Here is a 25,036-nt window from a genome sequence, read left to right on the forward strand (position 1 = left end):
CTGTTGAGATACATCGTGTTTTTATCATTTTCCCGCCAGGCTCTGTCCGCTGTTGCCAAAATATCCCTGCACCTTCTCCCCGGGCTCTCTCTACTGAGCAGTGCCGTTTGTTACTCCTATGATCATTATCACTGGCAGGCGGGTTTTCCTACCCCCGTTGTCGGCCCGGGTGCCGAGCTGGTCAACGAGCAGACCCGCTTTCTGCTGCGCCAGCGCAGCCACCTGCAAACGAGGCTCGCCGAGTCCCAGCCCATGATCCGCTGGGTCACGGAGCAGGTTCAGACGCGAAAACTCCCACCCATGCTGGCTCTACTGCCCCTCATCGAGAGCAGCTACCGGCTTGACGTGATCTCCTCGGCGGGCGCCGCCGGGCCCTGGCAGCTGATGCCGGATACCGCAGCCCGCTTCTCCGTCCCCATGACAAACGGCTTCGATGGCCGCTACTCCCTGCCATTGGCGACGGAGGCGGCGCTCTCCTACCTCGGCTGGCTGCATCAATTCTTCGGGCAGGACTGGTTGCTGGCACTGGCTGCCTACAACGCGGGAGAGGGAAGAGTACTGAAGGCGGTGCTCAACGGCGGGACACGCAATGTGTGGGAGTTGCAATTGCCTAACGAAACGCGCCTCTATGTGGCGCGCTTCCTCGCGCTCTCCCAATTGCTGGACAGAGCGGCGCAGCACGGGTTTGTCCTGCCGCCCTGGCAGGCGGGAGAAAATATCCGGGTATGGCGGCAGCCGGGGGGCTGCTCATTGCTGGAGTGGGCCATGGAACGGGGGGTTGCCATGAACGAGGCAAGCCGGTGGAATCCCGCCTGGCGATTGCCCGATCCCCGGGAGGTGAGTGACTGCCCCATCGTTTATGGCGGAGGCAAGGCCCCTCCTGCCCCGCGCCATCAAGAGACACGCCCGCAGCTGGTGCGGGCCGTGTCCCTGGAAAGCCTGCACGATCCCCTGCTGTTGCTGCCTGCACGGGGACTGGACATGGGGCGGGGAGGCCTCACTCTTGAGCGGTTGCCGGATCCACTGGGATTGGAGCAGGCTCGCCCTCTGCTGGCGCCATGAAACAGTGGCGCCAGTGGCTCAGAACAGGCGCGAGATCCACCGAGTCAGGATCGACCCATCGCGCGCCGTAGAAGCTGAGGTACTGGCCTATGGCCCTGCGATGGGTGATGTGACACGCCAGCACGATCCGCGGTGACAACGACAGACTGACGTTATCGGGCAAGGTAAAACGGGCGGGGGCGAGGAAACCGACCCCACCCGGTCCGATATCCTTGATGACCGCCCGTCCGATGCGCTTGTCGAACAGCAGGCCAGAGACCATGAGCCGGGCCGCGATGCCGCAACTCTGGGATTCCAGGGGCGTGGTCCCGTCATGGAGATACCAGCGCGGCAGTTTGCGCCTGGGATCCTTGAACGGTGTCACGGGGGGCAGATCGGCGTCAGGGGTTTCCATGGGCAACGGCGTCCTTGGCTGTCCGGGTGGCGGCTTGGGTTTGGGCACTGAACAGCTGCTCCAGGCTCTTTTCCGCCTGGGTCGTCATCACCAGCAACTCGATGCGGCGGTTCTGGCTGCCTTTGGGATCGGCGGTGTTGTCCAGCATGGTATCCGACATGGCGACCACCTGACCCACCCGCTCGGGGGGCATGCCACCGGCAAGCAGGACACGCCTCGCCATCATGGCGCGATCGGAGGAGAGCTCCCAGTTGCTGTAGTTGTCACCGGCAAAGGGGGTGCTGTCGGTGTGACCGGAGATCATGACCCGGTTCTCCACTCGCTGGAAGACAGGGGCCAGTGCCATCAGCAGGTGGCGGAAATAGGGGCTGATCCGCGCACTGCCCCGGCTGTACATCTCACGCTCGTCATCGTCGCGGATCAGGATCCGCAGACCCTGGGGCACCAGTTGCAGCTCGAGGTTGTTTCTGGCCTGCATCTGATCCGCCATGGATCCGATGAAACCGGCCAACTGCGCCATCTGCTTCTCTCCCTCAATCTTGCCCACCAGCAGGCTCTCATAGCCTCCCTTGGCGCCATCGGTAAAGATGCTGCGATCCCGCTCCATGTGTCTGGGCATGCGCTGCCCCTCCTCCACGAACTGGGGACTCAACTCCTCCAGTACCGAGGGGTTGCCGCCAAGATCCACCGGATAGGGGCTGTTGCTGATGTCGAACGGGTTTGCCTCGCTGTCCATGATGCTGTAGTCGCGCAGACGGCTGGCCACCACATCACGCTCCTCCTGGCTGGAGACGGCCAGGATCCAGAGCACCATGAAGAAGGCCATCATGGCCAGGGTGAAGTCGGCGAAGGCCACCTTCCATGCACCGCCCCCCTTGGGAGCGCTGCTACGCCGCTGCTGGCGCTTGATGACGATCTGCTCGTGGTTGCGCATCACATGGCCCTGTTGGTCACCCAGTCTTCCAGTTCGAGGAAGCTGGGTTTCACGTCAGGTTCCAGCATCTTGCGGCCGGAATCGACGGAGAGCAGTGGCGTCTTGCCCCGCAGCTGAGCGATCAAAATCGACTTGATGCACATCAGCATGCCGATACGGCGCTTGACCATCTCTTCCATGGCATTGCTGATGGGCTCCAGCAGGCAATAACAGAGGAAGATGCCGATGAAGGTGCCCACCAGGGCGGCCGCCACGTGCACGCCTATGTTGCTGAGGGGGCCGTCGAGCTGCTGCATGGTGATGATGATCCCCATCACCGCCGCCAGGATCCCGAAGCCAGGGCAGGCCTCCCCGGTCTTGTGCAGCGCATGGGCGGGCTTGAGCATGTCCTCCTCGATGGCCATGATCTCCTGCTCCAGTATGGTGTCGAGCTCATGAGGCGTGATCTTGCCCATGCCCAGCAGACGCAGGTTGTCGATGATGAAGCCCAGCAGTTGCGGATCTTCCGATACCTGGGGATACATGAGGAAGACGGAGCTCTGCTGCGGATTCTCCACGTGCTCGTCCAGCGCCTTCATCCCCTTGTTGCGGGTCTCTTCCAGCAGTTGGTGCATCAGGGTCAGCAGTTCGCGATAGATCTCCTTCTCGTCCTTGTTGGACTTGAAGCAAAGCTTCATCTGGCGCCACATTTCATGCATCACCTCCTTGGAATTGCCAAGGAACATGGAGCCGACCGCCGCCCCTATGATGATGATGAGTTCGGCAGGCTGCCACAGGGCGATGGGGCGCCCCCCGGCCATCATGAAGCCGCCGATCACACATACGAAAATGACACCAAGACCAATCTGTTTTTGCATGGATGCTCCCGCAGAAATCAACAAGACTCCCCCCGCGGGGAGAGGCATAACTATATGGAGTCGACCAATCGCTGCTTGAGCTGAAGGACGCACTGCTTGTGGAGCTGGCACACCCGCGACTCGGTCAACCCGAGCACCAGTGCAATCTCCTTCATGTTCAATTCCTGCTGGTAATAGAGGGAAAGCAGCAGCTGTTCACGCTTGTCCAGGGTGCCGAGCACCTTGCCCAAGGTCATGGCCAGATCCTGATCGTCAGACTCGGATGCGGGCGCCCTGCCCCCGTTCTCCAGCCACTCCTCCAGACTCTGCAACGCCTCGGCCTGGCTCGCATAGGCGAGCTGGCGCACCTCCTCGACGGTGCAGGAAAGCGCCTGTGCCAGCTCCTGCTCGGTCGGGTTGCGCCCCAGACGATTGAACAGCTCCCGCTGTACCTGGTTGTGACCGTGCACCTGCTGGCGCAGCTGACGGGGGCGCCAGTCGAGGCGCCGCAGCTCATCCAGCATGGCTCCCCGTACCCGCTTGAAGGCATAGCTCTCGAACTGGGCATCCGGTTCACCCCCATAGCGACGCCAGGCTTCCAGCAGCCCCATCATGCCGACCTGCTCCATGTCCTCCTGATCGAAGCTGGCGCTCACCTGACTGCGCAGGTGAGTGGCTGCCCGCTTCACCAGAGGCAGATAACGGCTCAGGATCACCTGCTCACCGGTGCGGGGAGCGGAGGCGGTCAGTTCGCAGGGAGTATCCCAACCAGCGTCCATCATGTTCGCTACTGCACCAGGACCTTGGTGACCAGCACTTCATCCAGATAGGGCTTGTAGCCATACCCCTCCAGGGTTCCCACCAGTTTGCCGAGCAGAGAGGTCTGAAGGGCCGAGATGTTCTGCAATTCCTGCTTCACCGCCTCATGGGAGCGATGGCTGAAATATTGCACCATGGCATTGCGGATCAGGGGGGTCAGCTCGTTGAGCGTCTCCAGTTGCTGGGGATTGTGGGTGACCAGCGCCAGCTCCAGCACCAGATAGTGGGGCTCTCTGTCTCCCTCCAGGCTGATGACGAAACGCTCCATCGGTTTGAACAGCGGCGTCTTGCTCAGCTCGGGCTTGGCCTCTGCCAGGCCCAGCCAGACGGCAACCGTATCCCGCTTGAGATAAGCGCCATAGGCCAGCGCCGCCAGCAGGCACAGCGCCATCATTATCACCATCAACCACTTCATGACACGCCGCATAATTTGAAATCACTCTCGCTATTGCCAGATCTTGAAATGTCACACCAGGGTGTTGAGCCAATCCTGGCCAGCACTGCCCGATGCGTCCTGTTCTTCCTGCCACTGTCGTCGACCTGCCAGGATCTTCTCCTGCTGCCAGCGATCCCCCCGCTCCTGCTCTCCCCCCTGGCCCACGTTCACCTCGACACCACCAGCATGATGGGGAGCCAAACTCATGCGAAGCCGCTCCATCGACTGGATCAGGGCTTCACGCACCGCCGGGTTGGTCACGTTGAGCTGCACGTTGAGCCGATCCCCTTCCACCCTCACGGTCAGTTCGAGGCGACCCAACTCGGGGGATCGAGGCGGATATGGGCCTGCTTGATGCTATGGTTCACCTGCAGCTCGACCCTGTCTTTGAGCACATCGACCAGTTGCTGGCCCCACTGGGCCTCGCTTGCGGCAAGACGCGCCGGTGCCCACTGGTATTCCGCAGGCCTGGCGGCAGATAGCGCGGGCGACAACCCCGCCTTTGCCTTGAATTCGGTGACGCTGGCCTCCCGCTCCGGGGCGGGCTCCCCGGGAAGAGGCACCACCGCTGCCGCACTCCGGGTCGCAGGCTGCTCGCCCCGGGCTGTGGGCTGGAGCATTCGCATGGCCAGCTCCCCAACGGGTTGAGGGAGGCTCTCCTTGCCAACGGAAACCGGCGGCGCCGGCATCCGCTCCCCTTCCATTCGCTCGAACCCGCTGAGGGCGCGCAGCACAGGCGAGGAGGCGGGTTGCACCTCCCCGACGGGGGCAAGGCCGGCACTCGATGACAAACGGGCAGGAGGAAGGCGTCCCTCCTCCTGGCGGACAAAAGGTGGTGGCATCTGGTTGAAGGCGGCGAGTTGCTCGGCGACATCCGCAGCCACTTCGACGCTCTCCTCCTGCTCCGTCTCGTCGACGGGGGCGGAAGGGGCAGTGGACGGAGGAAGCATCGCCTCCTGCGGAAGATCCAGAGGCTGGTACTCTTCCCCCTGCCCGTCAGGCTGGCGGGAGAGGCGGGTAAAACCACCGGATGGGGAAGCGGGCAGTGTCTCTGCCACGGGGAGAGGGATCATGCCCATGTCTGCGCCTCGTCGTAGGCCTGCAATCCTTCCCGCTTGCGGGAGAGGCTGTCCCACTCCTGCTTGCGCAGCGCCGTTTCCTGCTCACAGAGCGCGAAGGCTTCCCGATGCCAGTGGCGCACTTGATCCCGGGCCGGCATCAGGGATTGCCACAATGCAGGCTGGCTGTTCAGATGCGCCACCAGCTGGGCCAGACGCTGATCCGCCAGACGCACCGCATCCCACTGTCCGGCGCGGGCCTGCTGCAAGATAAGACGCCCGAGCCCCAGAAGCTGGCGCTGACGTGTCTCGCGTTCCGCACCGGGGGGCACGGCTCCTGTCATGGACATGATGATGGCCTCAAAATAGGACGACCTTGCGGGCAAGCAAGGAGCAGGCCAAATATATAAACATTATATTTCAATACGTTATTTCCAACCTTTGCCCCATGAGGAAGGTGGATTTCCGCATCAACGGGGATGGCGGGCCATCGCTTCCCAACCCTCTTTCAGCTCCAGCAGGATGCGACGCACCTCTGCAAAGCCCGCGACATCGTTGGCCACGCTGATCTCGAACAGCCGCTGGCCGCAGTAGTCGTACAGACGGTGCAGGTTGCTGGCCAGCTCCCCGCCCTTGTCCATGTCGAGGGCACTGTCGAGCCCCCCCAGGATCTGCAGGCACTTGTTGATAGACTGCCCCTTGCGCTCGAACTGCCTGGCCAGAATGTGGCCCTCGGCCCTGGCAATTTCGTCGAGCAGGCCATCCATCAACATCAGCACCAGCTGGTGCGGATCGGCGCTCGCTGCCTTGGCCTGGGTGGCGGCGAACTGGTAGGCGTCATAGCCTTCTTGGGGTTCAAACATGAAAAACTCGCTTATTCAAAGTGTTACGGGCTATCCGTCTCACAGGGCGCCCATGGTCTGCAACATCTGGTTCATGGTGGTGAACTGATTGAGGTAGCGCTTATACGCGGAATCCATGCGCCGATCCAGCGCCTCCATCCGCTCGTTCACCCGCTTCTCGTTCGCTTCAAGACCTGTCTTGCGTCCCTTGAGTGCACCGTCCCGCTTGGTATAGGGGTCCAGGGCATTACTCATCCGCTTGAGCAGACCATCGTCGCCCATGAGTGCCTTGCCGAGCAGCTCGGGATCCTTCTCCAGCGCCTTGTTGAAGTCAGTCTCGTTGAAGGAGAGCTTGCCCGCCTTGTCGGTCTTGATCCCCAGGCTCCCCAGAGTCAGATCATCGGGCAGCTCCCGCACGCTGCGGGCAATCACGCTCTTGAGGCTGCGTACCCCGCTGTCGGAGGAGAGTGCTCCCGGTGCCTTGGGATCGCTGGAGGTCATCTTGGCCAGCTCGTCCACCAGCTCGTTGTAACTGTCGACAAACTTCTTGAGGGAGCCGGTAACCGCCTCCTTGTCCTGATCCACCGTGACCAGCAGCGGAGCGTCATCCGCCTTTTGCGCCTTGGTCAGCTGGAACGTCAGGCCATCCACCACGTTCTCTATCTTGTTGCTGGCAGAGGTGATGGTGAGAGGGTTGTCCCCCCCCATGCGCAGCTTGGCGTCCTGCGCCTGGGTGATGTCCGTCTTGCCGGCCATCGCCACCCCGATGGCATTGGCGCCATCCCCGCTGTACCCCAGGGTGATGGCGTTCTCCACGCCGCTCTCCTTGCTGGTCAGTACCATGCTGACCTTGCCGTCGGTACGTACCAGGGTCGCCTTCACCCCCGGGTTGTCCTTGGCATTGTTGATCTGGGAGACCAGATCCTTGACGGTGGCGCCAGCCGGGAGGGAGGCCAGGTCGATGTCCAGGGTCTTGCCCTTGACGGTCAGGGAGAAGACGCCGTCTGCCGGCAGCGGTGCCGTGTCACTGTCAAGCTGCAAGCCGACCTGATGGGACTGGGCAAGCTGCTCCACGAAGAAGCTGTACTGACCCGAGCTGGCCTTGCCGTTGCTCGTCACCGTCATGAGTCCTTCCTGGGACAGGGTGGCCTTCTGAGCCTGCAGGCTGCTCGCCTTGTTCAGATCCTTGAGCAGGGTCTGGAAACTCGACAGCTTGGTGGTGAGGCTGCTGATGGCGCTCTGCTGCGCCTTGACGCTGTCCAGCTGCTTCTTCAGCAGCTTGTCCATGTTCTGGCGCTCGACGGCCACCAGTTGCATCGCCGTGCTGGCCGGATCTATTTGCATCTTTATCCCCTTATTCGGTGGCATGCCTGTTGGAAAAGACCGGCTCGGCCCTTTCCAACCGGCAAGCGGTTCTCAAACAAGAGCCGCCCCTCTCGGGGCGGCCCGGCAAACCATCAACGCAGCAGGGAAGTCACCATGCCGGTCATCTGGTTGGAGTTGGACAGCACGGACATGCCAGCCTGCATCAGCATCTGGTTCTTGGTCATGTTGGTGCTCTCCTGGGCGAAGTCGGCATCCATGATGCGGCCGTTCGCCATGTCGGTGTTCTCTTTCATGTTGGAGAGGTTGTTGACGGTGTGCTCCAGACGGTTGATGTTGGCACCGAACTGGGAACGGGCGGTACCGATGGCATCCAGGGCGTCTTCCATCTTGGTGATCTGCGCATTGAAGGCAGTGGAGGCCAGAGCGGTGGCATCGGCGGTGGCAAAATCGGTTTCCGCGGCATCAATGGCTGCGTTGACGGCCTGAACATTGCCGCTGGCATCCACATCCAGCTTCTCGGCGGCGGAACCACCGATTTGGAAGGTCACTGCTGCGGCGCCGAACTTGCCCGCATCGCTGATCAGAGCCTGACCACCAAACTTGGTGTTGTCGCTGATGTTCTTCAGCTCGGCAGACAGCTCCTTCATTTCGGTGCCCATGGCCAGACGGTCTTCCGCGCTCGCGGTGCCGTTGGCGCCCTGGGTGGCCAGGTCTTTCATGCGCTGAACGATGTTGGTCATCTCGTCCATGGCACCTTCGGCGGTCTGCATCATGGAGACGGCGTCCTGGGCGTTGCGCATGCCGACCTTCTGGCCGTTGGACTGGGCTTGCAGACGGGTGGCCATCTGCAGACCGGCGGCGTCATCGGCGGCGGAGTTGATGCGCAGACCGGTACCCAGGCGCTGCATGGCGGTGCCCAGCATCTTGTTGGTGTTGTTCAGCTGGTTCTGAGTGGTCAGAGAAGCAAAGTTGGTATGAATGGACAAACCCATGATCTATTCCTCGAAGAAGGCTGCTACCGCAGCGGATAACCGTACGAAGGAGAGAAGCGACAGGTGCGAGGCAAGACTTGAGCTGCGGGTGAAAAATATGATGAAAAAAGAGGGCGCGGGAGGAGCTGGGAGGGGAAACGGGAAAAAGGCACCCACCAGGGGGATGGGTGCCACCAGCATCAACGCAGCAGGGAGGTCACCATGCCGGTCATCTGGTTGGAGTTGGACAGCACGGACATGCCAGCCTGCATCAGCATCTGGTTCTTGGTCATGTTGGTGCTCTCCTGAGCGAAGTCGGCATCCATGATGCGACCGTTCGCCATGTCGGTGTTCTCTTTCATGTTGGAGAGGTTGTTGACGGTGTGCTCCAGACGGTTGATGTTGGCACCGAAGGAGGAACGGGCGCTGCCGATGTCTTTCAGGAAGGTTTCCATCTCGGTGATGGCGGCATTGGCTTTGGTCTGATCACCGATACCGCCACCCTTGACTGCGGTACCATCCAGGCCGGAGCCAGCGGTGGAACCGGTCACTTTCTTCAGGTCGGTAGAGATGTCCACGCTCAGGGTCTCGGCGGCGGAGCCACCGATCTGGAACTTGACCGCACCCTTCTCGAAGTTGCCAGCGGCTTTCTTCAGCAGGGACTGGCCACCGAAGGTGGTGTTGTCGGTGATGTTGGCCAGCTCTTTCGACAGCTCGCCGAACTCGGCGTTCAGGGCGGTGTAGTCTTCGGTGCTGGTAGTGCCGTTGGCCCCCTGGGTAGCCAGATCCTTCATGCGCTGAACGATGTTGGTCATCTCGTCCAGGGCGCCTTCAGCGGTCTGCATCATGGAGATGGCATCCTGGGCGTTGCGCATGCCGACCTTCTGGCCGTTGGACTGGGCTTGCAGGCGGGTAGCCATCTGCAGACCGGCCGCGTCGTCGGCGGCGGAGTTGATGCGAAGACCGGTACCCAGGCGCTGCATGGCGGTGCCCAGCATCTTGTTGGTGTTGTTCAGCTGGTTCTGGGTGGTCAGGGAGGCGAAGTTGGTATGGATGGACAAGCCCATGATGTATTCCTCGAGTTAAACGCTGCACAGCAGCCCGTTAGGTTGACATCAGATAGAGACGACCCCTTTCGCGCAGAAATGTAATCTTCCCTCCGCATATTTTTCTTCTGGCCCCCTCCCGGGCATTCCGGTATCCCGGGTGCTCGCCGCCTCCCCCATCCGGCATGCTTATTGCTTTTAAAACGTCCTCTCTCACTACCGGATGGCGACATGGCTGCTTCGCTCTACACACCGCATTTCGTTCAACATTTCCAGTGCATCGGCGATCGCTGCGAGGACAACTGCTGCCACAGCTGGACCATCAGCATCGACAAGCAGACCTTCCGCAGCTATGAACGCCACCCCGACCCCACGGTCAAATCCCTGAGCAAGCTGCACATCATCAAGGTGAAGCAGAGCAACGAGCGCTGGGGGGAGATAAAGCTCGACGAACAGGGCGCCTGCCCCTTCCTCGATGAAAACCGCCTGTGCCAGATCCACAGCAAGGCGGGTCCGGATGCCCTGAGTCACACCTGCAAGACCTACCCCAGAGCCCAGACCCGCATCGGCAACCAGCTCAAGAGGTCCCTGATGCTCTCCTGCCCCCAGGTGTGCCGCCAGTTGCTGCTTGACCCCCTGGCGATGCAGACCGAGGTCACCGAGCTCACCCAGCCCCTGCCCTTCGCTCCGCCCCCCTCCAATGCCATGGCGACGTTGCACAGCCTGAGCATTCACGTGCTGGCCGCCACGGATATCCCCGTGGCGATTCGGCTATGGCTGGTCGGCATGCTGATCCACCGGGATCCTGCGCAACTCTCCCACGAGGCCTTCCTCGATCAGGTGGCGGTACTGGCCGAACGCGGGGAGCTCAACACCATGTTCGAGCAGTTGCCCGCCCTGCCCAGACTGCAGTGGTGGGGCCTCAGAACCATGACCCACCAGTTGCTGGCCTATTCCCAGGGGAGACGGGGGCGGCAGACCATGCAGGTCTGCCTCGACAAGATCAACGAGGTACTGGAGGGAACCTACGACGAGGACAAGCTTGCACACCTGCAGCAGGTCTGGCACGACAGGGTCGCCCCCTTCCTGGCCGGCCATCCCCAGATCCTGGACAACTACCTGCTCTACTACGTCTATCACCACAACTTCCCGCTGCAGCAGGGCGACAAGTACCAGGCCTATCAACTGCTGGTGGTCGACTACTTCCTGCTGCGCAACTACCTCTGCCTGCTGGCCATGGACAAGGAGCTGGACGAGCAGGACGTGGTCAACCTCTTCTACAGCTACCACACTATACGCCAGCACAATGCGAGTTTTATCAAGACCATAGAACAGGGGCTCAACGACTCCGGCTTCGCGTCGGACATCTCCCTGTACGCCCTGCTCAAGCCCTGAAAACAGAAAACCGCCAGCGAGCTGCATGGCGGTTTTCTGTCGTGAACGGGACCTGGCACCCTAGGTGAGCAGCGCCACCACGTTCTGGCGCGAGACGTTGGCCTGGGCAAGCAGACCGGACATGGTCCCCATGAAGCCCCCTTCCTTGAGCTGGAGGCTGAGCTTGCCCTGCAACTGGACCAGCTCCTCCTGCTGCAGGTTCTGGCTGCGTGACTTCACCCGATCGAGCTGCTTCACCATCCGCTGGCGAAACTGCTTGAGCTCGCGCACCGACTGCTCTATCTCCCCGAGCAGTCGCTTCAGCCGTTGCTGCTCCTGTTTGATCTCCCCCTTGTCGAGCCCCTCGCCGAGCTGGGTCAACTGCCCCGCCTTTGGCTTGAACTGCACGGGTACCGGGTTGCCGGCGGGAATGCGGATGCCCTCGCCGCTCAGCAGCACGGGTTCATCCAGCTTGCGCCTGTGCTGATCCGGCACGCTCAGCTCCAGCTTGCCCAGCTCGTTCAGGCGCGCCTGGATATGCTCCTTGCGCAGCGCGCGATCCAGACGGGCGGCCGCCTCCGCTTCACTGGCATCGGCGGGCAGCAGCACCTCGACGGCGCTGCTGGTCTGAGGGAAGGAGAAGACGAGACGCTCGGCACTCGCCCTTGGGCTCAGCAGATCGAGCCGCTCCGCGCTGTAGTGCACCCTGCTGTCCGTGGCCGACGCCAGCAAGCGTGGCCTGAGCTCGCTCGTCAGTGGCGCCTGCGGCTGGGTCAGCTTCTCTTCCAGTACCTTGAGACGGGAGACCAGATCCCCGCTCGCCGCCTTCTGCTGGCCGAGCTGCTGCTCCAGGCGCTTCAGCTCGCCCCACACCTGGCTCAGGGCCTGCTCGCCCCCCTGGGCATGGGCGATGCGCTGCTGCGCCGTGCCGATCAGGGCCCAGCGATCCAGCCGGATGACATTGGGCTGGCGTTCATTGCGAGGAGTCTGGGGAGAAGTAGCCTGGGCAGTCGAACGACCTTGCAACCTGGGTTGGGCCGGCGTTTCGACCACGCTCCCCGGACGGGTTTGTTGAATCTGCATCCTGGCTCCTTAGACAGATTTAGGGCATGTAGTTGAACAGGCTCAGGCCATTCACCTTGGCGAAGGCCTGCTGTTGCACCTGCAGAGCCATCAGCACATGCGCCTGCTGGGTCACGGCCCCCGCGTAGTCGAGGGACTCTATCTGATTGCTCACTTCCTTGCTATAGGTGCTCTTCTCGGCATGACCCTCGTCCACCTGATCCAGCAGATTGATGCGCGCCCCTATGGTGCTCACCATCTGGCTGATGTCATCCTGCAGGGTCTTGCTGCGATCCAGCATGGCTCTGGCCTGATCCGCCGCATCCGGTGCGCCGGCATCGAAGGCCGCCACCATGTCGTCCAGCTGCTTGAAGAAATCCCCGTTCTGGATGAACAGGCTGTCTGCGGTCTGGTTGAGGGACACCGTCACCCCCCGGGCAATCTCCACCTCCCGCACCAGGGCATCCCCCTGATAGAGATAGCCGCCACCCGGACCCTGGACGATGGGGGTCTTGTCCACCTGGCTGCCGCTGAACAGGCTTGAACCGTTCTCGTTGCGGGCATTGGCGAGATCCAGCAGTCCCTCCTTGATGATGGCCGCCTCGCTGGACACCGCCCGGCGATCGTCCTCGGAGAGGGAACCGTTGGCTGCCGTCTGGGTCAGCTCCCGCAACCGGCTCAGCATGTTGGTCATGGTCTCGAACTGCAGCTCCCCCTGGGATAGCTGGCTCTTGGCATTGGCGATGTTCTTCTGGTACTGGGCCATGGCCACCTGCTCTTTCTTCAGACCGAGCAGTTGCACGCTGCCCACGGGATCGTCCGAAGGCTGCAGGATCCGCTTGTTGGAGGAGATCTGGCGATCCAGCCGGGCGTAGTCGCCAAAGCCCCGCTGCAGGTTGTCGAGCATGCTGAGCTGGATCTGGTTGGTGCTGATGCGCATGCGGACTCCGTCAGAACATGTTGAGAATGGAATTGAAGAGTTGATCCGAGGTGCTGATCACCTTGGCATTGGCCTGATACGCCTTGGTGTAGGCCATCACTTTGACCCCTTCCTCATCGAGGTTGACGCCGCTCACGCTGCTGAGCTTGGTGGCGAGCTGTTTCTCCATGTTGGCATCGGCCTCCATGGTCGCCTTGGCCTGACCGCTCTGCACCGCCATCTTGCCAAGCAGGGCGCTGTAGGCATCGTACTGATCATCCTTGATGGTCAGCAGCTCCTGCAGGTTGCGGTTGTCGCCGTTGCCGCCCCCCGCCTTGGCGAAGGCGAGGTGATCCCCGGTAAAGCCGTCGGCCACCTTGAGGGTGCCGGAGGGATTGAGGGGGTCGTAGCTGAACAGGGGTTTGCCGGGATCGCCGTTCAGATCGACGCCACCCGCCTGCTTGGCGTTGAAGTCATCCGCCAGCTTCTTCGCGATCTGGTTCAGCTCGTCGCGCAGGGGGCGCAGCACTGTGGTGCGATATTCCAGCACGCCCGCCAGGGTGCCGCCCTGAAGTCTGGGGACCTCGAAGGATTGCGGCCCGAAGCTCAGGCTCAGGGTGTCGCCGGCCAGAGAGAGGGTGCTGCTGCTGCCGGCCAGCACCAGGGGCTGGCCCTGGGGCAGGCTCAGGGAGAAGGAGCCGTCGCTCTGACGGTTGACCCGCACCTCCATGAAGGTCGACAGCTCACGCACTATCTGCTCGCGGCTGTCTTCCAGCGCCGAGGTGTTGACCCCTTTGGAAGCCTGCTCGCCGATCTGGGTGTTGAGCTCCGCCACCTGTTTGAGATAGCTGTTCACCTGGGTGATGGTGCTGCCCAGCTGATCGTCGATCTGCTTCTCCTGGGTCAGCAGGCTCTCGTTCAACTGGCCGAAGCGGTTGGCCAGGGCACCGGCCGAGCTGACGATCTGGCTGCGCTGCGCCGGTGTTTCCGGGCTGTCGAGGGCGGCGCTCAGGGACGCGAAGAAACTGTCCAGCCCCTTGGTGATGTTCATCGACTCGCTGCCGAGCAACTGCTCCGTCGTATTGATGTACTGGTGAAACGCATAGGAGGAGCCGGTCGCGGAGCGGCTGCGCCAGTGCTGGGAGACCAGATAGTCATCGGTGATCCTGCGAACCCCGGTCACCTCGACCCCCATGCCGTTGTCCATCCGGCCAAAGCCCGACAGGCTGCCCATCATGGCCTCCTGGCGGCTGTACCCGATGGTATTGACGTTGGCGATATTCTGGGCAGAGATGTTCAATGCGATCTGCGATGCATTGAGTCCGCTAAAACCGATACTGAGCAGCGACATCAGTCAACTTTCCTCATTTTTGCCGAATTCAGAGGCTGACTGAAGGCAGCCAGGGTCTGGGAGTCTGAAGCGACCACCGGCTCGGCATTCTTTAATGTGGGGGCCAGTTGATTGACCATCTGCTCCTTGAGCCCCATGCCGCCGCGCTTGACCAGGCTCATCGCGAGCTGGCTGTCGTACATGTCGCGGTAGAGGGACTCCCCCTTGATAAGCCTGTCCTCTTCATCCTGCATGGCGTCGGACGCCGAACGCATGTGCTTGAGCACCGTCTGCAGGAAGCTCACCTCGAACTGGCCGGCCGCCGCCTCCAGGGCCGCGCGCTGATCCGGGTTGCTCTTTATCTGCTGCAGTTCATTGAGATCCTGATAGAAACCAGGCTCCGAGGTAATTCTGGTCATAGAGATCCTTAGATGACCACCAGCTCGCCTTCGAGGGCGCCCGCCTCGTCGAGGGCTTGCAGGATGGCCATGACATCATCCGGGGTCGCCCCCAGAGAATTCACCGCCTTGACGATCACCTCCAGGGAGGTGCCATCCGGCCAGACAAACATGTTGTTGCGCTCCCGGTCAACCTGGATCTGGGAGTTGGGCGTCGTGGTGGTCCGCCCGTTGGAGAAGGCATTGGGCTGGCTCACCGTCTGGCTCTCACCTATGGTGACCGTCAGGCTGCCATGGCTGACCGCCGCCTTGTGCACCTTGACCCCCTGCCCCATGACCACGGTGCCGGTACGGCTGTTGAAAACGACTCGCGGCCGCTCCTTGCCCATGTCCACCTGGATGTCCTGCAACAGGGCCATGAAGGAGATGCGCTGGCTCTCGTCCCGGGGAGCCGCAATCTGGATGCGACCGGCGCTGACCGCCTTGGCCACGGGGCCGAGCTGGCGGTTGATCTCCCGCTCCACGTTGCGGGCCGTCTTGAAGTTGGGCTGGTGCAGGTTGAGCGTCACTTCCGGCTTGTCCGAGAAGTTGCTGGCCACCTCCCGCTCGATGATGGCGCCGTTCGGGATGATGCCGGCCGTCGGCACGTTGATGGTCAAGGAGGAGCCGGATTGCCCCTCCGCCTTGACCCCGGCCACCACCAGGTTGCCCTGGGCGACCGCATAGACTTCACCGTCGATGCCGCGCAGGGGAGTGAGCAGCAGCGAGCCGCCTCTCAGGCTCTTGGCATCGCCGATGGAGGTCACGGTCACGTCCATCTGCTGACCTTTGCCGGCGAGGGCGGGCAGCGTCGCCTGCACGGAGACGGCAGCCACGTTCTTGAGCTTGGGGTCGATGTCATCAGGCAGCTGTACCCCGAACTGCTTGAGCATGTTGGTCATGGACTGGCCGGTGAATTTGACCTGGCTGCGATCCCCGGTACCGGAGAGGCCGACCACCAGGCCATAGCCCACCAGCTGGTTGGCTCTCATCCCCTGCACGTCGGCAATGTCCAGCAGGGCCCGTTTGGCGGGGACAGCGGCGCCGGCCACGCCCGACAGCGCCAGGCAGAGCAGGGCGATATACCATCTGTTCATCGAAATCCTCACAAGGGGGAGAAGGCGGAACTGAAGAAGCGCGACAGCCAGCCCATCTGGTTGCTGTCGGCCAGGGCGCCGCGACCGGCATAGGTGATGCGGGCATCGGCAATGCGCTGGGAGGAGATGCGGTTGCTCTGGTCGATGTCCTCGACCCGCACCATGCCCCCCAGACGGATGTACTCATCCCCCTGGTTGAGGCGGATCCACTTCTCCCCCCGGATCCCCAGCACCCCGTTGGGCATCACTTCGGCCACCGTGACCGTGATGGCCCCCGCCAGAGTATTCTGCTGGCTGGAGGTCGCCCCGCCGTCGAAGTCGCGATCCGCCTTGATAGAGGCACTCCAGTCCGGTCGGGAAACACCGCCGATGGAAGGCACAGGCACGCTCAGATTGCTGTTCTTGTTCATGCTGGTGTTGGCCTTCTTGCTGGACTGGGTGCGCTCCTCCAGCATGACGGTCAGGATGTCTCCGACCCGGTAGGCACGGCGATCCTGGAACAGGGTCATCATGTAGTCGTGACGATAGAGGCTGCCATCCTCCCCCACCCCAGCTTTCGTCAGCTCGGAGCGGGAAGGGGCCCACTTCTCGTCACCGGGCTCGGGGGCCTGCAACTCGTAGGTGGAGCAGCCCCCCAGCAGCAGGGCGAGCACGACGCAATACCACACCGGCTTCATCATCACAGCGCCTGGGTCACGAACTTGAGCATCTGATCGGCGGAGGAGACCACCTTGGCATTCATCTCGTAGGCGCGCTGGGTGGTGATCATGTCCACCATCTCTTCCACCACGTTCACGTTGGAACTCTCCAGGGTGAACTGCTTGATGGCCCCCATGGCCTCTTCACCCGGGACCCCTTCGATGGCTTCACCGGAGGCACCGGTCGCCCGGTAGAGGTTGCCCCCCAGGGCTTCCAGACCGGCCGGGTTGGAGAAGTTGGTCAGGGTGATGCGCCCCAGCTCCACGTTCTCCTGCTGTCCCGGCAGGGTGGCGCTCACGGTGCCGTCTGTGCCGATGGCGATCTTGGTAGCGTTGTCCGGGATCTGGATCTGCGGCAGCATGGGCAGGCCGTCGGCATTGACCAGCAGCCCTTCCGCATTGCGGTGCCATTGACCGTTGCGGGTATAGGCCGTCTCGCCATCCGGGCGCTCGACGCTGAAGAAGCCGGCCCCCACCACCGCCATGTCCAGCTCCTGGTTGGTGTTCTGGAACTGCCCTGGCGTGAATACCTTCTGGGTGCCGACCACCCGCACACCGTTACCCATCTGGATGCCGATGGGGGACAGGTTCTGCTGATCCTGCTGGGCACCGGGCTGGCGCTGAACCTGATAGAACAGATCCTCGAACGCCACCCGATCCCGCTTGAAACCGACCGTGTTGACGTTGGCCAGGTTGTTGGAAATGCTGGCCATCTTGGCATCCTGTGCCGACAGACCCGTCTTGCTCACCCACAGCGCTGCATGCATCTTCGTTTCTCCACCTGATTCGTTCGAACGGGGTGCATCCCGTCAGTATTCATTCCCGGCCGCCATGGCCGACCGTCAGCCCTGGCCAGAGATCAGCCTGGCACCCTGCCTGGCCTGCTCGTCCGCCGTCTTCATCAACTTGACCTGCAACTCGAAATTGCGGGTCAGGGACATGCTGCCGATCAGCTCGTCCACCGCGTTCACGTTGGCCCCCTCGAGGAAACCGGACGCCAGAACCACCTGCTCGCTGATCTCCGCATCCCCGCCCTGGCGATGGCGGAACAGGCCGTCAGCCCCCTTGACCAGCTCGGCCGGATCCGGGTTCACCAGCTTGAGCCGGCCCACGTCCAGACGGGCGCCGCCCCCCGGCGGGGTGATGCTGAGGGAGCCATCCTTGCCAAAGCTCAGATCCCGATAGGCGGGCAGTACCATCTCGCCGCCATCCCCAAGCACGGGGCGACCGTTGAGGGTCAGCAACCCCTCCCCGTCCACCTCCAGGTTGCCGGCACGGGTGTAGGCCTCCTTGCCGTCTGCGGTCTGCACGGTGAGAAAACCGTCGCCGCGGATCGCCACGTCCAGCTTGCGGCCGGTCTGCATCAGGGCGCCCGCCCGAAAGTCGGTTCCCGCCTGCTCTTCCCTGGCCATGACCCGGCTCTGGTAGCCATCGCCGGTCAGGGCATAGGCGGACGCCCGCTCGAAGTCGGCACGAAAACCGGCGGTATTCACGTTGGCCAGGTTGTTGGCCCGGATCTGCTGGGCCATCAGGGTGTGTTGCGCCCCGGACATGGCGGTATAGATAAGCTTTTCCACGGATCACGCCTTAGAAGGAGTTGAATAGGACCTGGGTCATCTTGTCCGCCGAGCTGATGGTCTTGGCGTTGGCCTGGTAGTTGCGCTGGGAGGTCATCAGGCTGACCAGCTCCCCCGTCAGATCCACGTTGGAGGCCTCGTAGGCGCCCGCCGTCAGGCCGCCCAGGGTCCCGCTACCCGGCGCTCCCAGCACGGGCTGGCCCGAGCTGAACGACTGCTGCCAGGTGGTGTTGTTGGCTTGCAGCAGGCCCTGGGGATTGGCGAAGTTCGCCATCACCACCTGACCCTGGAGCAGGCTCTGGCCGTTGGTGAAGGTGGCGTAGACGCCACCGTCCGCATCCACCCTGACTCCGGTCAGATCCCCGGCGGTATAGCCGTTGGACTGGTTGCGGGTCGCGTTGAAATCGGAGGCGTACTGGCTGACCCGGGCCAGATCGGCGGTGAGGGTGATGGGCTCGGCACCGGCGGGGGCCAGGTTCAGCACGGGGGCCGTGGTCGGCGACTTCAGGGTGCCGTTGGTGTTGAACTCCATGGTCACCGGCGCACCGGTCTGGGTCCCGTTGAAGGCATAGTTGACCTGCCAGGTGTTCTCGCCGGTCTTCACGAAATACTGGGTGACGGTGTGCTCGACCCCGAGAGAGTCATACACCTTGCTGGACTGGGAGTAGCTGAAGCTGTCCGCCTTGGCGGGATCGAAGGGGTGCAGCCCCTGGTCGATGACGCTGGCGTCCGCCTTGAGGTTCGCCACGAACTCCAGGGTATCGGACGGCTTGGCCGCCAGGCTGCCCGCCTTGACCTGAATGTCACCCACCACGCCGGATTGCAGCTCCCCCGCCTCGTTGGTGGTGTAGCCCTGCAGACGGGTGCCGCTGGCCGTGGTCAAGTAGTTGCTGGCGTCCCGCTGGAACATGCCGGCCCGGGTGTAGGAGGTCTGGCCGTTGCCGTCCTTGAGGACGAAGAAGCCGTTGCCGGAGATCGCCAGATCCAGCCCACGACCGGTCCGGGTCACGTCGCCGTTGCGATCGAAGTTCTGGGAGACGTTGTTCATCTCCACGCCGCCGGCCTGGCCGCCGCCGTAGATGGCGGCAAACTCGGCACGGCTGGACTTGAAGCCGGCGGTGCTGGCGTTGGCCACGTTGTTGCTGATGACGCTCAATTCCTGGTTGACGGCGCGCAGGCCGCTCAGTCCGATACTAAAAGACACAGTGTCGCTCCTTTCTGATTACGCCGACTTGCCAAACTGGACGGCGCTGAACAGGGGAACATCCCCGACGCCCGCCACTTGCAAAATGATTTCGCCCGTACCGGGCAGGCTGACGCGCTCCACCCGGCTGGCCACATAGTTCTTGGTGGTGGTGGCCACCCCGGCGAGGGAGGCCTTCACCTCGAAGCTGTACTCGCCGACCGGCAGGGCCGGCAGCTCGTAATCCAGCGCCCCCGTCTTGCTCTCACCCCAGCTCTTGGTCGCGACCAGGGTGCCGTGCTTGTCATAGACCTTCAGCTCGACCGCATCGGCCGCGCCGGCCAGTTCCACCTGACCGCGGATCGCCCCCTCTTTCTGCTGATCCAGGGTCTGGCTCGGCACCATCACCTCCTTGTCGATGAGGTCGGTGCTCTGCAACACCTGCTGGGTATCCATCATGTTGATGGACTTCTGCTGCAGCACCTTGAGCCCCTCGACCCCCTCCACCATGCTGAACTGCGCCAGCTGGGTGACGTACTGGGCGCCATCCAGCGGGTTGGTGGGATCCTGGTTCTGGATCTGGGCCACCATCATCTGCAGGAATTCGTTGCGCAACTGGACACCCTGACCATCGGTGGCGCCGTTGGCGGCGATCTCCGGGGTGGCCGAGTACTGGCTGGTGCTGCGGGCGGTATCCAGACCGCTGACTTGTGGCAGGCTCATTTATGCCCCCTGGCCGAGGCGCAGCAACCCCTGCTGCATGCTGTTGATGCGGTTGATCACCTCCACCGAGGTCTCGAAGCCCCGGGAGGCGCTCATCATGTCCGCCATCTCCTCCACCGCGTTGACGTTGGAGTAGTAAACGAAGCCGTCGCCGTCGGCCAGGGGATTGGTCGGCTCGAGGCGCTTCTCGACCTGGCGGTCGGACTGGACGATGCCGGCGATCTGCACCTGGGCGGCTCCCAGCCCCTCGGCCTCCTGGACCCGCTGGTACAGGGTGGAGAAGACGGGTTTGATGGCGCGAAACGCGGCCTCCTCGCTGCCGGCGGCGCTGTCGACGTTGGCCAGGTTGGAGGCCACGGTGTCGAGGCGGACGGTCTGCGCCCGCATGACGCTGCCGGCGATGTCATAGATTCGGTTGAACGACATGATTAACGGCCCTCGATCGCCTTGGCGATCCCGGTGATTTTCATATTCAGGAAGGTGAGGCTGGTCTGGAAGTCGGTGGTATTGCTGGCAAACTTGCTCTGCTCCACGCTGAGCTCGGCGGTGTTGCCATCCATGGAGACCTGGTAGGGGATGCGGTAGAGGGGATGCTGCATGTCGTTGTCCATGGCGTCCTGGCGAATGGCGCCGCCAGACTCCCCGGCGGCCACCTGTCCGGCGACACGGCCGAGGATCGCCTTGTAATCCACATCCCGCGCCAGATAGCCTGGGGTATCCACATTGGCCAGATTCCCTGCCAGAATACGGGCCCTGTCCGCCCGCACATCCAGGGCATAGGGATGGACGCCAAGCGCGCTGTCAAATGAGATACTCATGCTTCATCCTTCTTGTGAACCAGTCAGACCGGTGCATCCTTTATCAAGACTCATGCCAATCATGAAAAACCGTTGTTTCCGCTGGTCAGGCCATCACCCCTGGCTGACAAGAGTGACAAAAGGGGAAGCATTGTTTCCCATAGGGAAGCGAGCAGGTCTCCTTGCCCTGCTACTCCTGGCACTCCCCTCGTGGGCAGCCCCTTCGTCGCTGTCGCAGCAGTTGACCGACGGTCTGAGGGCGGATGCAGAAACGGCACTGGGGGAGTATCTGCGCCAGCAAGCCTGGCCAGAGACCCAAGCCGACTATCAGGTCTGGCTCTCCCCCGCCGTGGCCCACCTGCCCGACTGCCGGCAGGCGGTGCGTTATCAGGCCGGGGGGCAGTATCGCCAGCCCTGGGGAAGGCGCCCCTATCTGGTGGAGTGCACCGAGCCGGCCTGGCAGCTTCGGGCTCGGGTGGAGGTGACCCTGATGCTGTCGGTCTGGGTGACGGCAAGGGAGATCCAGAAGGGGCAGACCATAGGGCCGGGGGATCTGGTCGAGAAGTCTCTCGAGGTCAGCCGGCTGCAGCGGAGCTTCGTCCCCAGCAACGACGACCTGGTGGGCAGCAAGAGCACGCGCCATCTCAGGATGGGGCAGCTGATCGGCGAGCTCGACCTGCAGCAGGCCTGGGCCGTTCGCGCGGGGGAAGGGGTGCTGATCCGGGCGGGGCAGCCGGGCTTTTCCGCCACCACCCGTGGCCAGGCGCTGGCGAACGGCGCCATCGGAGAAGGGATCCGGGTCAGAAACCTCGGCTCGGGCAAGGAGATCCAGGCCTGGGTGATCGACAAAGGGGAGGTCGAAACCCGTTTTTAGCCCACAAAAGGCGAGTTTGATTCAAGTTCGGCCGCCTTCGGGTCGCCTGTCAGAGAGAGACCACCAGGAATTCACGTTATGAAAATCACACGCACCGACCCTATCTACGTTCAACCCCAGTCGCAGCGCAAGGCCGATGCCGCGCCCGCAGCCCAGCCACGGGCCAGCCAGGGGGATGCCAGGATCAGCGCCACGGCCCAGACCATCAATCAGGCGAGGGCCGAGCTGGCCTCCACCTCCGACGTGGACATGGAGAAGGTGAACCAGATCCGCCAGGCCATCAGCGAGGGCCGGCTCGAGCTCGACATGGATGCCCTGGGCCAGGCCATCCTGGACATGCACCGCCGATGACCATGACCCCCAGGCTGAGGGTCCAGCAGTTGATCGTCGGCATCCAGCAGGATTGTGGCCGCTACGCCGAGCTGCAGCAGCTGCTGCTCAACCAGTACCGCCTGCTGGCCAGCCACGACGTGGACGGGCTGACGGCGCACAACCAGCAGCAGACCCGGGTGATGAGCGAGATCCAGCAGCAGGTCCAGCTGCGCTGCCAGCACCTGAGGGCCCTGGGCCTCAAGCCCGACGAGCAGGGCATGGCGACCCTCATCGGCAAACTGCCCGCTCCGCTGCAACAAAGGGTCGGCGAGCAATGGCAGACGCTCGAGCTGTTGCTGCGGCAGTGCCAGCGCCAGAACGAACAGAATGGCCGCCTGCTGGCGGGGCAGATCGAGACCATCCATACCCTGCTGGGCCAGGAATCCGCCTATGGCAGGCAGGAACACTTCCCCGACTGAACCCTCACTTCCCCTGCAGGGTGCGATGGCGCAGCGCGGCGAACTCGTCCAGCTGACGCTGCTCCCCTGACTCCTGGCGCTGGCGTGCCGCCAGGGCCCGTTTGTCCAGCAGCAACTCCAGCCCCTTGACCCGGCCAAACTGCCTAATCAGCTGCCCCTCGTGGTGCGCCAGATCCTGGCTGGCCAGGGCACACTGCTGCTGCTGGTGCGCCAGCAGGTGGCGAAGCTGCCCCTGCATCTGCTGCTTGTTCTGCCACAGCAGGGGGTGGAAGCTGGCGGCGCCCGGCTGCATCGTCTCGATGACCTCCTGCAATTTCAGGGCCCTGCGCTCCTCCCGCTGCGCCACTTCCCGCAGGCGCTGGCGCTCCCTGCCCATGGCGTCCAGCGCATCCTGTTGCAGGCCGAGGTAGGATTTCAGCATGCCGCCTCCTTACGCCCTGCCGAGCACATGCTTGAGACCGCCCAGCACCTGGGTGATGGGCGTCTCTTCCTGAATGCCCTGCTGCAGGAAGCTGGCGATGGCAGGATAGCGCTGGACCGCCTCGTCCATCTGGGGATCCGCCCCGGGCTGATAACCCCCCAGGGGCAGCAGCTCACGCACCTGCTGGTAACGGCCCCAGAGCTGGCGCAGGTTCACCGCCAGGGCCTGCCATTCTGGCGGCACCACCTGGGGCATCACCCGGCTCACCGAGGCGCCGATGTCGATGGCCGGGTAGTGTCCCTCCTCCGCCAGGCGGCGCGTCAGCACTATGTGACCGTCGAGGATGGCCCTGGCGGAATCCACCACTGGGTCCTGCTGATCATCCCCTTCCGCCAGCACGGTATAGAAGGCGCTCAGGCTGCCGTCCGGATGGGTGCCGTTGCCCGCCCGCTCCACCAGCTGGGTCAGCATGCTGAACACCGAGGGCGGATAGCCCCGGGTCGCGGGAGGCTCGCCGATCGCTAGGGCTATCTCCCGCTGGGCCTGGGCGTAGCGGGTCAGGGAGTCCATCAGCAGCAGCACGTCCTGCCCCTGCTCACGGAAATATTCGGCGAGGCGGTGGCACAGCTGGGCGGCCCGCAGCCGCATCAGGGGGGACTGGTCCGCCGGGGCCGCGATGACCACGGCGCGGGCCAGCCCCTCGCTCCCCAGGCTGTGCTCGATGAACTCCCGCACCTCCCGACCCCGCTCGCCGATGAGCCCCACCACCACGATGCGGGCGCTGGTGTTGCGGGTCATCATGCCGAGCAGCATGCTCTTGCCCACCCCGGAACCCGCAAACAGCCCCAGGCGCTGGCCCTTGCCCACGGTCAGCAGGCTGTTGATGGCTCGGATGCCCACGTCGAGCGGTTCGCGCACCGGGGTGCGCAGCAGGGGGTTGGGAGGGGAGGAAAACAGCGGCACCCGCACCCCTTCCTCTTTCAGGGGGTGGCCATCCAGGGGCTGCAGCAGGCCGTCGAGCACCCGGCCAAGCAGGTGCTCGCCGACCCGGATGGTCTCCTCCCCGTCGACGGGCAGGACCCGGGCACCGGCATAGAGGCCGCTCATGGGCTGGAGCGGCATCAGGTAGGAGATATCCCGGTTGAAGCCGACCACCTCGGCCAGCAGGGCGGTCCCGGTGGCCGTCTCCACCTCGCAGCGCTGCCCCATGATGAGCTGGCACCCCACCACTTCCAGGGTCAGCCCGGTGACGCGCACCAGCCTGCCGTAACGGCGAAACCCCGGGACCTCCTCCAGGCTGTCGAGGGCCGAGGTCAGCGCCTGCTGCAGCGCCTCATGCATCCTGCGGCAGCTCCAGGGTCTGGTTGAGCTGCTCGATACAGCGGCCGAGCCGCTCCCCCGTGTTGATCTCGATCACAGCTGCGCGGGTCTCGATCCGCACGTCGCCGACCGCCAGCGCCGGGTCCACCTGCAGCGGCCACTTCTCGCAGCGGGTCACCCCCTGCTCGATCAGCCGCTGTCTGTCCCCCTCGTTGAGGTAGATCACCAGCTCCTCCGGCTCGCTCGGCAGGCTGGCCATGGCCTGCTCCACCTGATGGAGCACCTGCTGGGGATTGAGGGTGAATTCGGCCTGGATCACCCGCCTGGCCACCTGGGCGACCAGCTGGGCCACCAGGGCCTTCTGCTCCAGCATTCGGGCCCGGGTCAGGGACTCCCACTGCTGCTGCAACCTGGCGAAGGGGATCATGGCCTGATCGAAGGCGGCGCGCCCCTCGGTCAGCCCCTGGGCCAGGCCGCGCACCTGCCCCTGCTGCAGCCCCTTGGCTTCCCCCTCGATGAGGCCGCTGGCCAGCCCCTGCTGGTAGCCGGACTGGTACCCTTCGGCCTGCCCCTGCTCCAGCCCCTGCTGATAGCCGTATTCGAACTCTTCCTGCTGGCTCCTGGCCTCTTCCCCGCTCTGTCCCAGCGCCGGGAAACGGTAGAGACGGGTGGCCCCGGCCGCCAGTTTGCGAACATGCTGACTCATGCC

Annotated in this window: 32 protein-coding genes; 5 read left to right on the plus strand and 27 right to left on the minus strand. The window is 63.4% G+C overall.

Translation table 11 applies throughout. The features are described 5' to 3' along the window. The first annotated feature begins 204 nt into the window (after window positions 1–204). Window positions 205–1,062 (plus strand): lytic transglycosylase domain-containing protein, encoded by an 858-nt coding sequence (locus C3F36_RS07905; protein ID WP_104456020.1) that lies wholly within the window; start codon window positions 205–207, stop codon window positions 1,060–1,062. Here the strand turns inward: C3F36_RS07905 and C3F36_RS07910 are convergent. From C3F36_RS07910 to lafA (C3F36_RS07960), 12 genes are all read right to left on the minus strand, one after another. Beyond that, window positions 998–1,456 carry a PilZ domain-containing protein gene (locus tag C3F36_RS07910; RefSeq protein WP_042015087.1) on the minus strand — a complete coding sequence of 153 codons (459 nt, stop codon included), beginning with the start codon at window positions 1,454–1,456 and terminating at the stop codon, window positions 998–1,000. The two genes, C3F36_RS07905 and C3F36_RS07910, sit on opposite strands and share 65 nt — an antisense overlap. Then, window positions 1,443–2,390 (minus strand): lateral flagellar motor protein LafU, encoded by a 948-nt coding sequence (gene lafU / locus C3F36_RS07915; RefSeq protein WP_104454854.1) that lies wholly within the window; start codon window positions 2,388–2,390, stop codon window positions 1,443–1,445. Before lafU ends, C3F36_RS07910 begins: the two co-directional genes overlap by 14 nt. Beyond that, window positions 2,390–3,247 (minus strand): lateral flagellar motor stator protein LafT, encoded by an 858-nt coding sequence (gene lafT / locus C3F36_RS07920; protein WP_041211799.1) that lies wholly within the window; start codon window positions 3,245–3,247, stop codon window positions 2,390–2,392. The genes lafU and lafT overlap by 1 nt, the downstream gene beginning before the upstream one ends. Window positions 3,248–3,297: 50 nt before the next feature. Beyond that, window positions 3,298–4,008 (minus strand): lateral flagellar system RNA polymerase sigma factor LafS, encoded by a 711-nt coding sequence (gene lafS, locus C3F36_RS07925; protein WP_045522170.1) that lies wholly within the window; start codon window positions 4,006–4,008, stop codon window positions 3,298–3,300. 5 nt (window positions 4,009–4,013) lie between these two features. Further along, window positions 4,014–4,472, minus strand: a complete 459-nt coding sequence (gene lafF / locus C3F36_RS07930; protein ID WP_041211801.1) for a lateral flagellar basal body-associated protein LafF — start codon at window positions 4,470–4,472, stop codon at window positions 4,014–4,016. A 39-nt stretch (window positions 4,473–4,511) separates the two neighbouring features. Beyond that, on the minus strand, window positions 4,512–4,802 hold the full coding sequence (locus C3F36_RS24090) for a flagellar hook-length control protein FliK (RefSeq protein WP_324806184.1): 291 nt from the start codon (window positions 4,800–4,802) through the stop codon (window positions 4,512–4,514). Next, complete coding sequence (locus C3F36_RS07935) at window positions 4,784–5,560, minus strand: hypothetical protein (RefSeq protein ID WP_324806187.1); 777 nt, start codon at window positions 5,558–5,560, stop codon at window positions 4,784–4,786. The genes C3F36_RS24090 and C3F36_RS07935 overlap by 19 nt, the downstream gene beginning before the upstream one ends. Continuing rightward, window positions 5,551–5,889 (minus strand): hypothetical protein, encoded by a 339-nt coding sequence (locus C3F36_RS07940; RefSeq protein WP_041214009.1) that lies wholly within the window; start codon window positions 5,887–5,889, stop codon window positions 5,551–5,553. Before C3F36_RS07940 ends, C3F36_RS07935 begins: the two co-directional genes overlap by 10 nt. A gap of 120 nt (window positions 5,890–6,009) precedes the next feature. Beyond that, window positions 6,010–6,402, minus strand: coding sequence for a lateral flagellar export chaperone LafC (lafC, locus tag C3F36_RS07945; RefSeq protein ID WP_104454855.1), 393 nt, complete (start codon window positions 6,400–6,402; stop codon window positions 6,010–6,012). 39 nt (window positions 6,403–6,441) lie between these two features. Then, a complete protein-coding gene (gene lafB / locus C3F36_RS07950; protein WP_048208577.1) occupies window positions 6,442–7,725 on the minus strand; it encodes a lateral flagellar capping protein LafB in 1,284 nt (427 codons plus the stop codon). 113 nt (window positions 7,726–7,838) lie between these two features. Then, on the minus strand, window positions 7,839–8,699 hold the full coding sequence (gene lafA / locus C3F36_RS07955; RefSeq protein ID WP_045522176.1) for a lateral flagellin LafA: 861 nt from the start codon (window positions 8,697–8,699) through the stop codon (window positions 7,839–7,841). 179 nt (window positions 8,700–8,878) lie between these two features. Further along, entirely contained in the window at window positions 8,879–9,745 is an 867-nt protein-coding gene (gene lafA, locus C3F36_RS07960; protein ID WP_045522180.1) for a lateral flagellin LafA, read from the minus strand. 210 nt (window positions 9,746–9,955) lie between these two features. Here lafA (C3F36_RS07960) and fliB point away from each other — a divergent pair, with 210 nt between their 5' ends. After that, the gene (gene fliB, locus C3F36_RS07970; protein ID WP_199769677.1) at window positions 9,956–11,119 is read left to right on the plus strand and encodes a flagellin lysine-N-methylase; all 1,164 of its coding nucleotides are present in this window, start codon (window positions 9,956–9,958) and stop codon (window positions 11,117–11,119) included. A gap of 60 nt (window positions 11,120–11,179) precedes the next feature. Here fliB and C3F36_RS07975 read toward each other — a convergent pair whose 3' ends face one another. The 12 genes from C3F36_RS07975 to lfgB form a co-directional block, all read right to left on the minus strand. Continuing rightward, window positions 11,180–12,181 carry a hypothetical protein gene (locus C3F36_RS07975; protein WP_041211809.1) on the minus strand — a complete coding sequence of 334 codons (1,002 nt, stop codon included), beginning with the start codon at window positions 12,179–12,181 and terminating at the stop codon, window positions 11,180–11,182. Window positions 12,182–12,200: 19 nt separating this feature from the next. After that, window positions 12,201–13,100: a lateral flagellar hook-associated protein LfgL gene (gene lfgL / locus C3F36_RS07980; protein ID WP_041214013.1), complete on the minus strand. Its 900-nt coding sequence runs from the start codon at window positions 13,098–13,100 to the stop codon at window positions 12,201–12,203. 10 nt (window positions 13,101–13,110) lie between these two features. After that, window positions 13,111–14,430: a lateral flagellar hook-associated protein LfgK gene (lfgK, locus tag C3F36_RS07985; RefSeq protein WP_041211811.1), complete on the minus strand. Its 1,320-nt coding sequence runs from the start codon at window positions 14,428–14,430 to the stop codon at window positions 13,111–13,113. Further along, a complete protein-coding gene (locus tag C3F36_RS07990) occupies window positions 14,430–14,828 on the minus strand; it encodes a rod-binding protein (protein WP_041211812.1) in 399 nt (132 codons plus the stop codon). Before C3F36_RS07990 ends, lfgK begins: the two co-directional genes overlap by 1 nt. An 8-nt stretch (window positions 14,829–14,836) precedes the next feature. Further along, complete coding sequence (gene fgIL, locus C3F36_RS07995) at window positions 14,837–15,943, minus strand: lateral flagellar basal body P-ring FlgIL (protein WP_104454858.1); 1,107 nt, start codon at window positions 15,941–15,943, stop codon at window positions 14,837–14,839. An 8-nt stretch (window positions 15,944–15,951) separates the two neighbouring features. Next, window positions 15,952–16,623 (minus strand): flagellar basal body L-ring protein FlgH, encoded by a 672-nt coding sequence (flgH, locus tag C3F36_RS08000; RefSeq protein ID WP_104454859.1) that lies wholly within the window; start codon window positions 16,621–16,623, stop codon window positions 15,952–15,954. Next, window positions 16,623–17,408 carry a lateral flagellar basal-body rod protein LfgG gene (gene lfgG / locus C3F36_RS08005; protein ID WP_041211815.1) on the minus strand — a complete coding sequence of 262 codons (786 nt, stop codon included), beginning with the start codon at window positions 17,406–17,408 and terminating at the stop codon, window positions 16,623–16,625. The genes flgH and lfgG overlap by 1 nt, the downstream gene beginning before the upstream one ends. A 75-nt stretch (window positions 17,409–17,483) precedes the next feature. Continuing rightward, the gene (gene lfgF / locus C3F36_RS08010) at window positions 17,484–18,218 is read right to left on the minus strand and encodes a lateral flagellar basal-body rod protein LfgF (protein WP_104454860.1); all 735 of its coding nucleotides are present in this window, start codon (window positions 18,216–18,218) and stop codon (window positions 17,484–17,486) included. 10 nt (window positions 18,219–18,228) lie between these two features. Next, window positions 18,229–19,422: a lateral flagellar hook protein FlgEL gene (gene flgEL / locus C3F36_RS08015; RefSeq protein WP_104454861.1), complete on the minus strand. Its 1,194-nt coding sequence runs from the start codon at window positions 19,420–19,422 to the stop codon at window positions 18,229–18,231. Window positions 19,423–19,440: 18 nt separating this feature from the next. After that, window positions 19,441–20,124, minus strand: a complete 684-nt coding sequence (locus C3F36_RS08020) for a flagellar hook assembly protein FlgD (protein WP_104454862.1) — start codon at window positions 20,122–20,124, stop codon at window positions 19,441–19,443. Further along, window positions 20,125–20,550, minus strand: a complete 426-nt coding sequence (gene flgCL, locus C3F36_RS08025) for a lateral flagellar basal body rod protein FlgCL (protein WP_104454863.1) — start codon at window positions 20,548–20,550, stop codon at window positions 20,125–20,127. Window positions 20,551–20,552: 2 nt separating this feature from the next. After that, on the minus strand, window positions 20,553–20,942 hold the full coding sequence (gene lfgB, locus C3F36_RS08030) for a lateral flagellar basal body rod protein LfgB (protein ID WP_104454864.1): 390 nt from the start codon (window positions 20,940–20,942) through the stop codon (window positions 20,553–20,555). Window positions 20,943–21,003: 61 nt separating this feature from the next. Between lfgB and lfgA the strand changes: the two genes are divergently transcribed. The 3 genes from lfgA (at window position 21,004) to C3F36_RS08045 (ending at window position 22,586) form a co-directional block, all read left to right on the plus strand. Further along, complete coding sequence (lfgA, locus tag C3F36_RS08035) at window positions 21,004–21,795, plus strand: lateral flagellar basal body P-ring formation protein LfgA (RefSeq protein ID WP_104454865.1); 792 nt, start codon at window positions 21,004–21,006, stop codon at window positions 21,793–21,795. 78 nt (window positions 21,796–21,873) lie between these two features. Then, window positions 21,874–22,146, plus strand: coding sequence for a flagellar biosynthesis anti-sigma factor FlgM (gene flgM / locus C3F36_RS08040; RefSeq protein WP_104454866.1), 273 nt, complete (start codon window positions 21,874–21,876; stop codon window positions 22,144–22,146). Next, the gene (locus tag C3F36_RS08045) at window positions 22,143–22,586 is read left to right on the plus strand and encodes a flagellar protein FlgN (protein ID WP_104454867.1); all 444 of its coding nucleotides are present in this window, start codon (window positions 22,143–22,145) and stop codon (window positions 22,584–22,586) included. The genes flgM and C3F36_RS08045 overlap by 4 nt, the downstream gene beginning before the upstream one ends. A 4-nt stretch (window positions 22,587–22,590) precedes the next feature. Here the strand turns inward: C3F36_RS08045 and lfiJ are convergent, their stop codons facing one another. The 3 genes from lfiJ to lfiH are packed head-to-tail and all read right to left on the minus strand — an operon-like array spanning window position 22,591 to window position 25,033. After that, window positions 22,591–23,007 (minus strand): lateral flagellar protein LfiJ, encoded by a 417-nt coding sequence (lfiJ, locus tag C3F36_RS08050; RefSeq protein ID WP_104454868.1) that lies wholly within the window; start codon window positions 23,005–23,007, stop codon window positions 22,591–22,593. Window positions 23,008–23,016: 9 nt separating this feature from the next. Then, window positions 23,017–24,348, minus strand: coding sequence for a lateral flagellar FliI-like assembly ATPase LfiI (gene lfiI, locus C3F36_RS08055; RefSeq protein ID WP_104454869.1), 1,332 nt, complete (start codon window positions 24,346–24,348; stop codon window positions 23,017–23,019). Next, window positions 24,341–25,033 (minus strand): lateral flagellar assembly protein FliH, encoded by a 693-nt coding sequence (gene lfiH, locus C3F36_RS08060; protein WP_104454870.1) that lies wholly within the window; start codon window positions 25,031–25,033, stop codon window positions 24,341–24,343. Before lfiH ends, lfiI begins: the two co-directional genes overlap by 8 nt. Between the last annotated feature and the right edge of the window lie 3 nt (window positions 25,034–25,036).

Source organism: Aeromonas sp. ASNIH2 (assembly GCF_002934795.1).
Classification (GTDB): Bacteria; Pseudomonadota; Gammaproteobacteria; order Enterobacterales; family Aeromonadaceae; genus Aeromonas; species Aeromonas caviae.

What these genes read in the sequence shown, in the direction of transcription:
- fgIL (WP_104454858.1), bottom strand. Translation starts at nt 15,943, where the DNA reads ATGAACAGATGGTATATCGCCCTGCTCTGCCTGGCGCTGTCGGGCGTG.
- C3F36_RS08045 (WP_104454867.1), top strand. Translation starts at nt 22,143, where the DNA reads ATGACCATGACCCCCAGGCTGAGGGTCCAGCAGTTGATCGTCGGCATC.
- C3F36_RS08020 (WP_104454862.1), bottom strand. Translation starts at nt 20,124, where the DNA reads ATGAGCCTGCCACAAGTCAGCGGTCTGGATACCGCCCGCAGCACCAGC.
- lafU (WP_104454854.1), bottom strand. Translation starts at nt 2,390, where the DNA reads ATGCGCAACCACGAGCAGATCGTCATCAAGCGCCAGCAGCGGCGTAGC.
- lfgB (WP_104454864.1), bottom strand. Translation starts at nt 20,942, where the DNA reads ATGAGTATCTCATTTGACAGCGCGCTTGGCGTCCATCCCTATGCCCTG.
- lfiJ (WP_104454868.1), bottom strand. Translation starts at nt 23,007, where the DNA reads ATGCTGAAATCCTACCTCGGCCTGCAACAGGATGCGCTGGACGCCATG.
- flgM (WP_104454866.1), top strand. Translation starts at nt 21,874, where the DNA reads ATGAAAATCACACGCACCGACCCTATCTACGTTCAACCCCAGTCGCAG.
- C3F36_RS07910 (WP_042015087.1), bottom strand. Translation starts at nt 1,456, where the DNA reads ATGGAAACCCCTGACGCCGATCTGCCCCCCGTGACACCGTTCAAGGAT.
- C3F36_RS07975 (WP_041211809.1), bottom strand. Translation starts at nt 12,181, where the DNA reads ATGCAGATTCAACAAACCCGTCCGGGGAGCGTGGTCGAAACGCCGGCC.
- lafA (WP_045522180.1), bottom strand. Translation starts at nt 9,745, where the DNA reads ATGGGCTTGTCCATCCATACCAACTTCGCCTCCCTGACCACCCAGAAC.
- lafF (WP_041211801.1), bottom strand. Translation starts at nt 4,472, where the DNA reads ATGCGGCGTGTCATGAAGTGGTTGATGGTGATAATGATGGCGCTGTGC.
- lafC (WP_104454855.1), bottom strand. Translation starts at nt 6,402, where the DNA reads ATGTTTGAACCCCAAGAAGGCTATGACGCCTACCAGTTCGCCGCCACC.
- fliB (WP_199769677.1), top strand. Translation starts at nt 9,956, where the DNA reads ATGGCTGCTTCGCTCTACACACCGCATTTCGTTCAACATTTCCAGTGC.
- lafT (WP_041211799.1), bottom strand. Translation starts at nt 3,247, where the DNA reads ATGCAAAAACAGATTGGTCTTGGTGTCATTTTCGTATGTGTGATCGGC.
- lafB (WP_048208577.1), bottom strand. Translation starts at nt 7,725, where the DNA reads ATGCAAATAGATCCGGCCAGCACGGCGATGCAACTGGTGGCCGTCGAG.
- lafS (WP_045522170.1), bottom strand. Translation starts at nt 4,008, where the DNA reads ATGATGGACGCTGGTTGGGATACTCCCTGCGAACTGACCGCCTCCGCT.
- lfgA (WP_104454865.1), top strand. Translation starts at nt 21,004, where the DNA reads ATGAAAAACCGTTGTTTCCGCTGGTCAGGCCATCACCCCTGGCTGACA.
- lfgG (WP_041211815.1), bottom strand. Translation starts at nt 17,408, where the DNA reads ATGCATGCAGCGCTGTGGGTGAGCAAGACGGGTCTGTCGGCACAGGAT.
- C3F36_RS07990 (WP_041211812.1), bottom strand. Translation starts at nt 14,828, where the DNA reads ATGACCAGAATTACCTCGGAGCCTGGTTTCTATCAGGATCTCAATGAA.
- C3F36_RS07940 (WP_041214009.1), bottom strand. Translation starts at nt 5,889, where the DNA reads ATGTCCATGACAGGAGCCGTGCCCCCCGGTGCGGAACGCGAGACACGT.
- lfiI (WP_104454869.1), bottom strand. Translation starts at nt 24,348, where the DNA reads ATGCATGAGGCGCTGCAGCAGGCGCTGACCTCGGCCCTCGACAGCCTG.
- flgCL (WP_104454863.1), bottom strand. Translation starts at nt 20,550, where the DNA reads ATGTCGTTCAACCGAATCTATGACATCGCCGGCAGCGTCATGCGGGCG.
- lfiH (WP_104454870.1), bottom strand. Translation starts at nt 25,033, where the DNA reads ATGAGTCAGCATGTTCGCAAACTGGCGGCCGGGGCCACCCGTCTCTAC.
- flgH (WP_104454859.1), bottom strand. Translation starts at nt 16,623, where the DNA reads ATGATGAAGCCGGTGTGGTATTGCGTCGTGCTCGCCCTGCTGCTGGGG.
- lfgL (WP_041214013.1), bottom strand. Translation starts at nt 13,100, where the DNA reads ATGCGCATCAGCACCAACCAGATCCAGCTCAGCATGCTCGACAACCTG.
- lafA (WP_045522176.1), bottom strand. Translation starts at nt 8,699, where the DNA reads ATGGGTTTGTCCATTCATACCAACTTTGCTTCTCTGACCACTCAGAAC.
- lfgK (WP_041211811.1), bottom strand. Translation starts at nt 14,430, where the DNA reads ATGTCGCTGCTCAGTATCGGTTTTAGCGGACTCAATGCATCGCAGATC.
- C3F36_RS07935 (WP_324806187.1), bottom strand. Translation starts at nt 5,560, where the DNA reads ATGGGCATGATCCCTCTCCCCGTGGCAGAGACACTGCCCGCTTCCCCA.